This window comes from Microbulbifer sp. ABF4_107 (assembly GCF_056312215.1).
Map to the genome: position 1 here is coordinate 3,162,204 of NZ_CM149983.1, position 12,406 is coordinate 3,174,609.

The following is a 12,406-nucleotide window of genomic DNA, read 5'->3' on the forward strand; positions in this document are numbered from 1 at the left end:
CTCAGACATCGTTAGCGGTACGACTTTGGCTGAACGTAGAGAAAACCTTGAACAAGTGGCGGTTTACGACCGCTTCCGGATTTTTTACTCCTTGTCGGGTGAGGACGCGCTCCCCCCTGCACGCCGTGCGGATGACGATGACAATGGCGTGCCCGAATACATTGACCGGCTCGGACGACGCCTCCTTCAGACCGATCGCTTCTACCGCAATGAGGTTGGCCTGGTCTCACCTCTGGACGGAGAGCGCTACAAAGGGCACGCCCTCTATATCGATGTCAACCTGCTGAACCTCCCCAGAAATGGCATTGCCTATGACGGCACACCCAAACTTGACCGCAGTGCCTCGCAGCAGAAATCTGTGCCTGTACTGCTGATCGATCTGTCCAACTCCCTGAGGTGGGGCAACAAGACCCCGGAGCACGAGCTGTTTCATATCTACCAGAACGGGTATACCTATTTTAAAAACCGCTGGTATACCGAGGGCACGGCACGCTGGTCGGAAAACATCCAGAGCGGACAGGTGGGCAAGGGAGGATTTCTGCCGGTAAGTCGCGGTGAGCGCGAGGCACTGTTCGGAAAAACCTACGACGCCAGCCTGTTCTGGAATGAACTGATCCTGCGAGCGGATAATGGCACCCATGGAAAAACCTTTATCCGGCACCTGCTGGAGACGCTGCGGGAAATGGACGAAGTGGCGGCCAGAGAGCGCGGTATCAACCGCGCCAACTGGCCGGAAGCGGAGCAGCGCAGTGAGAAAAACAATCCGTATATCTGGCGGGCGATACAGAAAACCCTGAAGGATATGGGCTACTCATCGACCGAAGATGGCGAAATAAAAACCCTGTTCGGTTTATAGGGGCTTCGGCACAGGAGCGTGATAACGATCACGCTATACCCCGCGTCAGTTGCCAGACCGTTTTCAGCAGGAACTACTTCGTTGGCATCGGCATACACTCCATGACTTCCACACAATCGCCGGGGAAAATGCTGAAGTGCGGGTGGTTTTCAAACAGCTTCGCCGCCTCGTCGTGCGTCTCGGCCTTGATAATCACGTATCCGGTCATGTCGTTACTGGTGTCGCTGATACCCTCGGGATCGATCCGCTTGGTTTTCCCCAGCGGGCCGCCGGCGGCGACAAGAATGTCGCTGTGCTTTTCCATCCATCCGCCCCAGGCGGCCATACCTTCCTGCATGCGCTGTTCGCGCTGTTGTTCTGAAAGATCCTCCCAACCTTTCATGGATTTGGGGGCGCCCAGATACATGGCGAGATAGTGTTTCATGACGATTCCTTTTCTTTACAGACTGATTACTGATTGATTTCCGGCTCGACAAGGCGCGCCAGCGCGGCCAGCGATTCCTGCCACCCGAGGTGGCACATTTCCACCGGAATCACATCCGGTATGCCTTCCTGTAGAAGTGTCAGCTGTGTTCCGCAGGATACGGGCGTCAAGGTGACCGTCATGGACATTTCACCGGGCATATTGGGGTCGTCAAAGCGATCGCTGTAACGGATACGTTCATTTTCTACCAGCTCGACATACTCGCCACCAAAGGCATGCTCCTCGCCAGTGGTGAAATTGACGAACTTTGCCTTGTAAGTACCGCCCACTCTGGCCTCCAGATCGTCATAGACGCCATAGAATCCATCGGGCGGCGACCATTTCGCCATAGCGTGGGGGTTGATAAATGCGCGATAGACGCGCTCCGCGGGTGCACGCAATATGCGATTCAGTTTTACAGTTCCCGGCATGTAATTGCTCCCTACTCTCTATTTGGTTTGGTGATTCAGCCGGCGTTTCCGCCCGCCTGATTGCCCTCTGCCACCAGCTCTCGCGCCGGGCGGACTTCGACCGACCCGTAGCGGGCCGGCGGTATCTTTCCAGCCAGGGCAATGGCTTCATTGAGATCCCGGGCTTCCAGCATATAAAAGCCCGCCAGCTGCTCCTTGGTTTCTGCAAATGGGCCATCGGTCACAGTGACACGCCTGTCCCGCACGCGCACCGTGGTCGCAGCACTGGTGGGCATCAGCGGGCTTCCGGTGATGAAGTGACCGCTTTCACTCAGGCCTTCTACACAAGCTATACACTCCTGATTCAGTGCATCCCACTCCTGCTGAGTTTTCTGCGCCATCAGCTTTTCGTCGTAGTAAACCAGTGCCAGGTACTTCATCTTGATCTCCTTGGGTGACAGCAATTGAGGCTGTTTCACGAGTTAGTCGAATGGAGGAAAGGGAATTCGACAGACAATGAAAAATTTTTTATTTTTTTTCGGTCGCCAACCTGGTCTCGATTTCATGCAGTCGGCGCAACAGAAAACGCTGTTCCGGCCCCTGCTGCGACAGTGCCAGAGCGCGCCCGTAGGCGGCATGAGCCTGTTTGTTCTGACCGAGACGGCGGAGCAGGTCAGCCCGCGCTGCGTGGGCCAGGTGGTAGTCACTGAGCGGCCCCTCGGCGAGCAGGTGGTCAATCAACGCCAATCCCTGCTCCGGTCCATCGCGCATCGCCACGGCCACCGCGCGATTGAGCTCAATCACCGGAGAGGGGCTTTGCCCCAGTAAGGCATCGTAGAGGCCAACAATCTGGTGCCAGTCGGTTTCTTCCGTGCTATCCGCCTCCGAGTGCACTGCGGCAATGGCGGCCTGCAGGGTATAGGGGCCGAAGCGGCGGCTGGCGAGCGCCTGCAATACCAGATTGCTTCCTTCTTGAATCTGTTCCCGGTTCCACAGACTGCGATCCTGATCTTCCAGCAGGACCAGGTCACCGTCCGCCGATACCCGCGCACTGCGACGGGCATCCTGCAACAACAGTAGCGCCAGGAGCCCCTGGGCTTCCGGCTCCGGCAGAAGCTGACACAAAAGACGCGCCAGACGAATAGCCTCGCCACACAGATCCTGGCGAATCAGTCTTTCGCCTGCGGATGCCGAATAGCCCTCATTAAAAATCAGGTAAATCGCATGCAATACACCGGCGAGCCGCTCCTGCAGCTCCTGGCCTTCCGGAACCGCATAGGGAATTTTGGCATCCCGGATTTTCGCTTTGGCGCGCACGATGCGCTGGGCCAATGCCGGAGTGGATGTGAGAAAGGCGCTGGCGATTTCTTCTGTGGTGAGACCGCACACTTCTCGTAACGTGAGGGCCAGCTGTGCCTCGGGGGCGAGGCTCGGGTGGCAACAGGTAAAAATCAACCGCAGGCGATCGTCTTCAATCCCCTGCGGCTCCTCATCTTCACTGGCGAGTTCCGCTTCAAGCCGGTCGGCCACTTCCTCAAAAGATACGTCGAAGCGCGCCTTGCGGCGCAATTGATCGATGGCCTTGAAACGACCAGCGGAAACTAGCCATGCGCGAGGGTTGTCTGGAATCCCGTCTTTTGGCCACTGGCTGAGAGCCGCGGCAAAGGCATCGTGCAGCGCCTCTTCCGCCAGATCGAAACTGCCCAGCAAGCGGATCAGGGTTGCGAGAACCCTGCGGGATTCCTTCTGATAAATATCCTGAACCCGGTCGTTGGAACTGACCATCATTGGTACGCTCGTTTCTTGTTTATGGTGTTATCAATGACTCCAGCGCGCAGCACCCAACCTTACACCGCATTCCTACTGATCCAAAAGCGCCCTCACTAAACTTCTCGCAGGATAAAGGTTCGACTTTTGTCCGAAAACTGGCAGCCAGCCTACTGGTAGGCCGCCCTCGACGCTTCCCTTCACTACTTCTGCCGACACCATTTTGATTGAGCATGAGTTCACACTATGTGCACCAGAACACTTTGGCTAGACAGCGGGTATGGCCCCATTGCCGGACGCAATATGGACTGGGCGCAAAGCCTGGGTACCAACCTCTGGGTGTTGCCCGCCGGTGCGGAGCGCACTGGAATCGAGCAGGATCCAAATCCTCTCAAGTGGGTCTCAAAGTATGCGAGCCTGGTGGCAACAACCTATGACGTGGCCAGTGCCGATGGCCTGAATGAAAAAGAGCTGGCCGCGCAGCCTTTTGGTGTTCCGGACCCGGCGCGCCCGAATATTTCCATGACCATCTGGCGCACCCTGATCGACCTTAAGAGGGGCGTATATGCTTTTGAGTCCTCGTTCAGTCCCGACATTGTGTGGGTTCAGTTCAACAAAATGGATCTCGGCACCAGCCGCAAGCTCGATCTCACCCAGGAAAACCTGGTGGGAGACGTGACAGACAGATTTGTCGCGACTCCCGCATTTACATTCGCTTCCGCCTGAATTGGGCTCTCCTGACAGAGGAACCGCGCTATGCCACTTCACCGTAAAAGTACACGCCGACATCAAGCAGGCGATATTGGCGAGGATATTTTCAGCACAAATGCGGCACACCACAGCGTGCCCCGCTACAAAATGCCCAAGCACAGTATCCCTGCGCGAACCGGCTACCAGCTGGTGCGGGATGAACTGTATCTGGACGGCAACTCGCGACAGAACCTGGCAACCTTCTGTACCACCTGGGCCGAGGATGAAGTACAGCGGTTGATGACGGATTGCTTCGATAAAAACATGATCGACAAGGATGAATACCCGCAAACCGCAGAGATCGAATCACGCTGTGTACATATGCTCGCGGATTTATGGAATGCCGAAGACAGGGAAGACTCCACCGGCTGCTCCACAACCGGCTCATCCGAAGCCGCGATGCTGGGTGGTCTCGCATTAAAGTGGCAGTGGCGCAAGCGACGGAAGCAGGAAGGGAAAAATACCGATAAGCCGAACCTCATCTGTGGCCCGGTGCAAGTTTGCTGGCACAAATTCGCCCGCTATTTCGATGTGGAAATTCGCGAGGTTCCGCTGGACGGAAATGAGGTGTGCCTTAACCCGGATAAAATCCGAGATTATGTGGATGAGAACACGATCGGCGTAGTCGCCACCCTCGGCGTTACATTCACCTGTGTGTATGAGCCGGTGGAAGAAATCGCCCGCGTCCTCGATACCATTGAACAAGAAACCGGGCTGGATATTCCCATTCATGTAGACGCGGCCAGCGGCGGCTTTATCGCACCGTTCGTACAGCCGGACCTGAAATGGGATTTCCGCATACAGCGGGTCAAATCCATTAACAGCTCCGGGCACAAGTTCGGATTGGCACCACTGGGTGTGGGCTGGATTATCTGGCGCGACGCCGCAGAACTCCCGGAAGAATTGATTTTCCACGTGGACTACCTCGGTGGAGATATGCCCACGTTTGCACTGAATTTCAGCCGCCCCGGGGGGGAAGTCGTTGCCCAGTACTACAACTTTGTACGCCTGGGCGTGGAGGGTTACCGGGAGATTCAGCAGGCCTGTATGGATACCGCCGCATGGCTCGGTGAACAGGTGGCCGATATGGGCCCATTTGATCTTTTCTACGACGGAAGAGGCGGGTTACCGGCCATCAGCTATTCCCTCAAGCCGGGTAAATGGGGATTCGATCTCTACGACCTTTCCGACCGGCTGCGCATGCGGGGCTGGCAAATTGCCTCCTACCCACTCCCGTCCAACCGCAAAGGGACGGTTATCCAGCGTATCATGATCCGCCATGGTATCAGTCGGGATATGGCGGCACTGCTGGCGCAGGATATTCGCCGGGCCGTTGAATATTTTTCTACGCACCCGGCGACACCATCGGCACCTCGCCCCACCAGCAGTCACTCAGGACGCAAATCTCCCGGCTGATACCCGTCTGTAATTGGAGGCATTCACAGCGTGAGGGCATTTCAGCCACACACACCGCTTCGCCACTCAGAGCAGTTGATTTAAATGCAGTCTTGTCGCAGTCTACCTGGATATCACATATAACTTTCCAGACAATTCAGCGACCACTCGCCCATGATCGATTTTGACAATAAAAGCCTGTTCAAGCTCAAGCAAAACCCGGGGTTTGCAGAGAAAGTAACGCCACTCCTGATTGATGGCGAGGAAGTGCTAGATTCCTTCAAGTCCATGCGCGACGGAGTGGTATTTACCAGCAAACGCATTATTGCGGTCAATGTACAGGGCATTACCGGCAGCAAAAAGGATTTCACCTCCCTGCCCTATAAAAACATCATCGCCTACTCCGTGGAAACCACCGGCACACTGGACATCGACAGCGAACTGGAATTGTATTTCTCCGAGCTAGGCAAAGTCCGCTTCGAATTCAGCGGCAAGTGCCGCCTAATGGATATTGCGCATTATATTGCGCGATACGCGCTCTAGGCATGCGACGCAGTCAAGGCAAGCACGGCAACTTCCAAACCGGAACCTCCCGCACGCTATTGATAGCGGGATCTTTTTTTGGCCTTGTCACGTTATCCACGCTATTTGGTCGGCTTCCTCCCCTGGTACTTTTACTCTACGTCGGGATGAGTCTGCTGACTTACCTGATCTATTTTCTGGATAAATTGGCCGCTCGCAGGGGGAGCCGGCGCACCAAAGAGAACAGTCTGCATCTTTTTGCACTGGTGGGCGGTTGGCCCGGTGCATTGGTGGCACAGCAGTACCTGCGGCACAAAACCAGGAAGCAACCATTTCGGTTGATTTTTTGGCTTACGGTTGCCGCAAATATTGTTGCGTTAGCCTGGCTGCATTCCGCAGATGGCACCGCCTACCTGAACCATCTTCTGGGCGCCCACATTAACACCCCTTTTTAATAGGTATTACGGCGATACTTTTCGCGCAGGACAGTTACACCATGTCACTCTTATTTGAAGAAATCGATAGCCAGCCCTCAGCTCTGGGTGAAATCTCTCTACGCCGGCGGCGCATTCCGGCGCTGGGTGACCGCGACATCTACGAAGTGAAGCTCGGCGATGAGTTTTTGATGTCGAGTATGTTTGTAGAAGCGGAGGAAGCGCTGTCGACGCTTGGCCTGGCGCAAACCCAGGGCGATGCGCTTGACGTGGTGGTTGGCGGACTGGGACTGGGGTATACCGCGGTGGCAGCACTGCAGGATGCTCGGGTTGCCGAGCTGCTTGTTGTGGATGCCCTGGATACGGTGATTGGCTGGCACAGGGATGAAAAGGTTCCACTGGGAAAAGTACTCAATGCGGATAAGCGCAATCGCTATGTGCACGGCAGCTTCTTCGATCTGGCTACCAACCCGGCGAAAGGATTTGACCCAGAGTGCGCCGGGCGCAAGTTTGATGCCATTCTCCTGGATATCGATCACTCGCCGACGGAATATCTGAATGCGGACAACGCTGGCTTCTATACCACTAGAAACCTTTCTCTGATGGCAAAGCAGCTGAAGCCCAAGGGCGTCTTCGCCATGTGGTCACAAAATTTGCCGGAAGTCGATTTCGTCGCCCTGCTGAAAACGGTATTTGAAACGGTGGAGCCCCATGTGGTCTCTTTCTACAACCCGTTTCTCAGCGGGGAGTCCACCAACTCGGTGTATGTTTGCGTAAAAGACTAAGCTGGGATTATTCGATACCGCGATCGGGCATTGCTGGTACCATGCGCGGCAATTCCCGGCGCGGCCGCCGGCCCCGCCAAGCAGAGACACCAGATGACCTTTCAATCATTAGGATTGGGCACCCCAATCCTGCAGGCCCTTGAAAAAAAGGGCTATATCACTCCCACCGAGATTCAGCGCAAAGCGATCCCCGCCATCCTCAAGGGGCGGGATATTATCGCGACCGCACAGACAGGTACCGGCAAAACCGCGGCCTTCGTACTGCCGATGCTTGCGGCATTGAGTGGCGAGCGCAAGCGGCGGGCCAAACGCTTCCGCGCACTGGTTCTGGTTCCCACCCGTGAGCTGGCCATGCAGGTGGAAGAGAATATCCAGCAGTACGGAAAGCATCTTACCGTTGCGTCCATGACGATGGTGGGTGAGGTGGATCTTGAACCGCAAAAGCAGCGCTTGATTGAGGGTGTGGACATTGTGGTCGCCACCCCAGGGCGCCTTTTGGACCTGGCGCACCAACGCGCACTCTACTTTGATGAGTTACAGATGGTAGTGCTGGATGAGGCCGACCGAATGCTCGACATGGGCTTCATCGACGATCTCAACAAAATCATCGACCGCCTGCCCGCACAGCGTCAAAGCCTGCTGTTTTCCGCCACGCTGTCCAGCCAGGTTGGAGCGCTGGCAAAATCCGTGGTGGACAACCCTGTTGAGGTCGCCATCGCCGGGGACCAGAAAAGTGCACCGAAGATTGCCCAGTGGCTGGTGGCCGTCGACAAGCACAACAAATCGGCCCTGCTCAGCCATTTGATCAATGCGCGGGACTGGAACCAGGCCCTGATCTTTATTCGCACTCAGCACGGCGCAGCCAAGCTGGCCAGCCAGCTGGAAAAGCGCGGTATTCAGGCGGAGTCTATCCACGGCGGCAAGAGCCAGGCCTCGCGCAGTAAAATCCTGGCCGCGTTCAAGTCCGGTGAAATTCGTATTTTGATTGCCACCGGCGTTGCCGCACGCGGCATCGATATTGATGCGCTGGCACGGGTGGTCAACTACGATATGCCCGACGATGCCGACGAATATATCCACCGCATTGGTCGCACCGGCCGCGCCGGCTCCTCCGGTGAGGCCGTGTCACTGGTTTCCAAGGATGACTTCAAGCGGCTGTGTGCGGTGGAGCGGCGGCTGGGTAAGATCATTGACCGGGTGCAGGTTGCCGAATTTCCGGTGGTGAAGGATTTGCCAGAATCCAACCTCAACTTTTCCACCAAAGCCCGAGATCAATATTCCGGTGCTGGGGGCAAATCAAAAAGCCGCGTGAAAAAGGCTTCAGAGAAGGCTCCCATAAAGAAGACACGGGAAAAAGCACCGGAGAAACCGTCCGCACAGTCACCTGATAAACCACGGGCTAAAACTCCCTGGGGGAGCCCCTGGGGTAGTATCAAAAAATAGAGAACCCCGAATATACCGGCGCTATCTACCCGTTGAGCCCCCATTGAACCTCCCATTGAACCTCCCATTGAACCACCCATTGAACCACCCATTGAACCTCCCATTGAAAAGGGCCGCACACAGCGGCCCACCTGCTCAATAATCAGACAATATTCTCGACACCCCACCTCAAGCCCCGTATAGTGCGCGGCCCGCCATCCCTCTGGATTATGGCGACGCCGGCTAGCCGCACAGGGCATAGGCCGCCGACTATTCGCCTGCAAACGATTCACCTCAATAAGCCCCGGGAAGACACTCTTGATCACCACCGCCAATATCACCATGCAGTTTGGTGCCCAGCCGCTGTTTGAAAACATCTCCGCAAAATTTGGCAACGGCAACCGCTATGGACTGATCGGGGCCAACGGCTGTGGCAAGTCCACCTTTATGAAGATCCTGAGCGGAGCGCTGGCGCCGACTTCCGGCAATGTCTCCATGGCACCGGGGTGCACCCTGGGCATTCTGAGCCAGGACCAGTTCGCGTTCGAGGAGTACTCGGTAGTCGATGCAGTGATCATGGGTGATACGCGCCTGTGGGCGATCAAGCAGGAGCGCGACCGGATCTATTCCCTGCCGGAAATGAGCGAGGAAGACGGCATGCGGGTGGCGGACCTCGAAGTGCAGTTTGCCGAGCTGGATGGCTATACCGCCGAGAGCCGCGCAGGGGAAATTCTGCTGGAGGCCGGGATCGAGGAATCCCTCCACTTTGGCCTGATGAAGCAGGTGGCACCGGGCTGGAAACTGCGTGTGCTGCTTGCCCAGGCCCTGTTTGCGGATCCGGACATCCTGCTGCTGGACGAGCCCACCAACAACCTGGATATCCACACCATCCACTGGCTGGCGGAAGTGCTCAACCAGCGCAAATCCACCATGATCATCATTTCGCACGACCGGCACTTCCTGAACCAGGTGTGTACCCATATGGCGGATATCGATTACGGCGAGCTGCGGGTATTCCCGGGCAACTATGAAGATTTTGTGGCGGCGTCCACCCTGATCCAGGAGCAGCTGCACGCGGAGAATGCAAAGAAATCCGCGGAACTGGAAGAGTTGCAATCCTTTGTAAACCGCTTCTCCGCCAACGCCTCCAAGGCCAAGCAGGCCAGCTCGCGTGCGAAGAAGATGGAGAAGATCAAGCTGGACGAGGTAAAGCCCTCCAGTCGGGTCAAACCGTACATCACCTTCCAGCAATGCAAGAAGCTGCACCGGCAGGCACTGACTCTGGAAGACCTGGCACACGGCTTCGACGGCGAACCGCTGTTTGCCGGTGGCGAGTTGATTCTGGAGGCGGGGGCGCGCCTGGCGGTCATTGGCGAGAACGGCGTGGGCAAAACGACCTTCCTGCGCTGCCTGGTCGACCAGATTCAGGCCAACAACGGCGTGGTGAAATGGTCCGAGAACGCCGCCATCGGCTATTGCCCCCAGGACGCCAGCGCCGACTTCGACAACGACCTCACCATCTTTGAGTGGATGTCCCAGTGGCGCACGCCCAAGCACGATGACCTGACCGTACGCGGTATGCTCGGTCGCCTGCTGTTTACCGCCGACGACGCCAACAAGAAAGCGCGGGTCTGCTCCGGTGGCGAGAAGAACCGCCTGCTGTTTGGCAAGCTGATGATGATGGATACCAACGTGCTGATCATGGACGAGCCCACCAACCACCTGGATATGGAGTCCATCGAGGCCCTGAACAAGGCGCTCTCCCAGTACGAGGGCACCCTGATCTTCGTCAGTCACGACCGTCAGTTCGTCTCATCCCTGGCCACCCGGGTACTGGAGATCAAAGATCGCCGCCTGCTGGACTTCCAGGGGACCTATGACGAATACCTGGCCGATCGCGCGCGAGAGGCCGCGCAGGCGGCCTGAACAATGCCCAGCGACGATGGAATACCCGTTTAGACCGGGCTTTTGCAGCGATTGACGCCAAGTTGCCGAACAATTTATAGACAGATGAGCTTTCTACCACTAAAGTGTCAGCTGCTAGAAAGAAAGACTTTTATGAACACCGTTTTATCGCTGAACTTGACGTATTTATTCGTCCTGTCGTTTTAAGAGCCTTTACTCCAAGCACCACCCGCCTTTTTTTAAGGCTCTTTTTGTGAATTCACATACATCAGGAATTTGATATGTCAAATACAGTAACTGGAACCGTTAAGTGGTTCGACGAAGCAAAAGGCTTTGGATTTATTGAACAGCAGTCCGGTCCAGACGTTTTCGCCCACTTCAGCGCGATCGCCAGCACCGGCTTCCGCACCCTGACCGAAGGCCAGGCCGTAGAGTTCAACGTAACTCAGGGCAAAAAAGGTCCTCAGGCTGAGAACATCGTAGTGGTTTAACATCCTCGCGATGTAAATCTCGATGATTGCGAAAACGGGCCCAATTGGGCCCGTTTTTGTTATGGGGTAATGGCACCGAACCTATTCCACGCCTGTGGGTCCAATCTTGCATATAAGTGGTTGCGAACGGACATCCGCGTCTCTACGCTGATGCACGGTTAAAAAGAATAATGACCCGAGGCCCACGCCATGCCAGACAAACTCGCCATTCCGACTCTGTTGACCGCGAGCCTGATTCTTTCCGGCTGCAGCGGTATTCAGTTCAACTCGAGCCTTGAGCCGTACCTGGAAAATCGCATCAAAACCAGCCTGGTGCGCGAGTATTCCATTGCCGAGATAGACCAGTACAACGCCACTACCCTTGGATTCGTGGATGCCAGCTACTGCCAGGGGCGCCTGGATGATCGCAAGGCGAGCAAATCGCAGCTGGTACAAGACCTGAAACTTCGCACCAAAAACCTCGGTGGCAACGGGTTGGTTGTGGAAGCCTGCGGAACCGGGTCAGTTGCCGGTTGCTACTCTTATCTGGAGTGCCGCGGGGTGGCTTACTCAGTACCCGAACGCAAAGGCGATAGCATTCCCCCCTCCACCGCAAGCAATGCATTCTAGATTGGAGCAGCTCCAATCTGGCAAAAGCATCTAACAGGGAAGTGACGGATTCACTTGCTCATTGCTGATTCAGCCAACAAATCAGACTTATACGGACGAAGTACCTGACCATGAACAAGCACCCGGGGTTTCGGGGTTATACATCCACGATTTTCTCAGCCTCCCCCAGTCGGCGGATATGCACCGGGTTTCTGTTTGGTTTAATGATCACACTCACAGGCTGCACTCACCCCACCAGAATGACATGTCATCCCGACGAGGAGGCCCAGATACACGACCTGCTTTACTTCGGTACCGACAGGCCCGGTGGCCAGGTCTCTGGTGCCCAGTGGGCAGACTTTCTGGAGGGCGTGGTTACCCCACATTTTCCCGATGGCCTGACGGTAATTTCCGGGCAGGGGCAATGGCGCAGCGGTAACGGCGAGATTGTCCGAGAGGGCAGCCATGTTCTGTCGCTGATCCACAAACAGGAGCCACAGGTAGGACCCGCCATCGATGAGATCATCGCCACGTACAAACAGCGCTTTCAGCAGGAATCCGTTCTGAGAGTACGCAGTGCTGCGTGTGTATCTTTCCGCTAGCGCTACCGGGGCAGCC

General features: G+C 56.1%; 15 protein-coding genes. 11 read left to right on the forward strand and 4 right to left on the reverse strand.

Annotation, left to right across the window (positions count from 1 at the left end):
- Positions 1-25 precede the first annotated feature (25 nt).
- Positions 26-856: a hypothetical protein gene (locus ACYX4K_RS13010; RefSeq protein ID WP_475091697.1), complete on the forward strand. Its 831-nt coding sequence runs from the start codon at positions 26-28 to the stop codon at positions 854-856.
- A gap of 73 nt (positions 857-929) precedes the next feature.
- On the opposite strand, the gene ACYX4K_RS13015 is transcribed toward ACYX4K_RS13010, so the two are convergent.
- The 4 genes from ACYX4K_RS13015 to ACYX4K_RS13030 form a co-directional block, all read right to left on the reverse strand.
- A complete protein-coding gene (locus ACYX4K_RS13015; protein ID WP_475091696.1) occupies positions 930-1,280 on the reverse strand; it encodes a YciI family protein in 351 nt (116 codons plus the stop codon).
- Between the two features lie 26 nt (positions 1,281-1,306).
- Positions 1,307-1,750 (reverse strand): SRPBCC family protein, encoded by a 444-nt coding sequence (locus ACYX4K_RS13020; protein ID WP_475091695.1) that lies wholly within the window; start codon positions 1,748-1,750, stop codon positions 1,307-1,309.
- Between the two features lie 35 nt (positions 1,751-1,785).
- Positions 1,786-2,169 carry a YciI family protein gene (locus ACYX4K_RS13025; protein WP_475091694.1) on the reverse strand — a complete coding sequence of 128 codons (384 nt, stop codon included), beginning with the start codon at positions 2,167-2,169 and terminating at the stop codon, positions 1,786-1,788.
- A gap of 88 nt (positions 2,170-2,257) precedes the next feature.
- Positions 2,258-3,517: an RNA polymerase sigma factor gene (locus tag ACYX4K_RS13030; RefSeq protein ID WP_475091693.1), complete on the reverse strand. Its 1,260-nt coding sequence runs from the start codon at positions 3,515-3,517 to the stop codon at positions 2,258-2,260.
- A gap of 225 nt (positions 3,518-3,742) precedes the next feature.
- On the opposite strand from ACYX4K_RS13030, the gene ACYX4K_RS13035 reads away from it, so the two are divergent.
- From ACYX4K_RS13035 to ACYX4K_RS13080, 10 genes are all read left to right on the forward strand, one after another.
- Positions 3,743-4,222 (forward strand): linear amide C-N hydrolase, encoded by a 480-nt coding sequence (locus tag ACYX4K_RS13035; protein ID WP_475091692.1) that lies wholly within the window; start codon positions 3,743-3,745, stop codon positions 4,220-4,222.
- Between the two features lie 30 nt (positions 4,223-4,252).
- Positions 4,253-5,662, forward strand: a complete 1,410-nt coding sequence (gene gad / locus ACYX4K_RS13040) for a glutamate decarboxylase (RefSeq protein ID WP_475091691.1) — start codon at positions 4,253-4,255, stop codon at positions 5,660-5,662.
- A gap of 153 nt (positions 5,663-5,815) precedes the next feature.
- Positions 5,816-6,184 carry a PH domain-containing protein gene (locus ACYX4K_RS13045; protein WP_475091690.1) on the forward strand — a complete coding sequence of 123 codons (369 nt, stop codon included), beginning with the start codon at positions 5,816-5,818 and terminating at the stop codon, positions 6,182-6,184.
- Positions 6,185-6,186: 2 nt separating this feature from the next.
- Positions 6,187-6,618, forward strand: coding sequence for a DUF1294 domain-containing protein (locus ACYX4K_RS13050; RefSeq protein WP_475091689.1), 432 nt, complete (start codon positions 6,187-6,189; stop codon positions 6,616-6,618).
- Between the two features lie 41 nt (positions 6,619-6,659).
- Positions 6,660-7,382: a polyamine aminopropyltransferase gene (locus ACYX4K_RS13055; RefSeq protein WP_475091688.1), complete on the forward strand. Its 723-nt coding sequence runs from the start codon at positions 6,660-6,662 to the stop codon at positions 7,380-7,382.
- A 93-nt stretch (positions 7,383-7,475) separates the two neighbouring features.
- Positions 7,476-8,825, forward strand: coding sequence for a DEAD/DEAH box helicase (locus ACYX4K_RS13060; RefSeq protein ID WP_475091687.1), 1,350 nt, complete (start codon positions 7,476-7,478; stop codon positions 8,823-8,825).
- A gap of 297 nt (positions 8,826-9,122) precedes the next feature.
- Entirely contained in the window at positions 9,123-10,730 is a 1,608-nt protein-coding gene (locus tag ACYX4K_RS13065) for an ABC-F family ATPase (protein WP_475091686.1), read from the forward strand.
- A gap of 260 nt (positions 10,731-10,990) precedes the next feature.
- Positions 10,991-11,200, forward strand: coding sequence for a cold-shock protein (locus ACYX4K_RS13070; protein ID WP_043319538.1), 210 nt, complete (start codon positions 10,991-10,993; stop codon positions 11,198-11,200).
- Between the two features lie 189 nt (positions 11,201-11,389).
- Positions 11,390-11,809: a hypothetical protein gene (locus ACYX4K_RS13075; RefSeq protein ID WP_475091685.1), complete on the forward strand. Its 420-nt coding sequence runs from the start codon at positions 11,390-11,392 to the stop codon at positions 11,807-11,809.
- Between the two features lie 239 nt (positions 11,810-12,048).
- Entirely contained in the window at positions 12,049-12,390 is a 342-nt protein-coding gene (locus tag ACYX4K_RS13080) for a DUF3574 domain-containing protein (protein ID WP_475091684.1), read from the forward strand.
- The last annotated feature ends 16 nt before the right edge of the window (positions 12,391-12,406 follow it).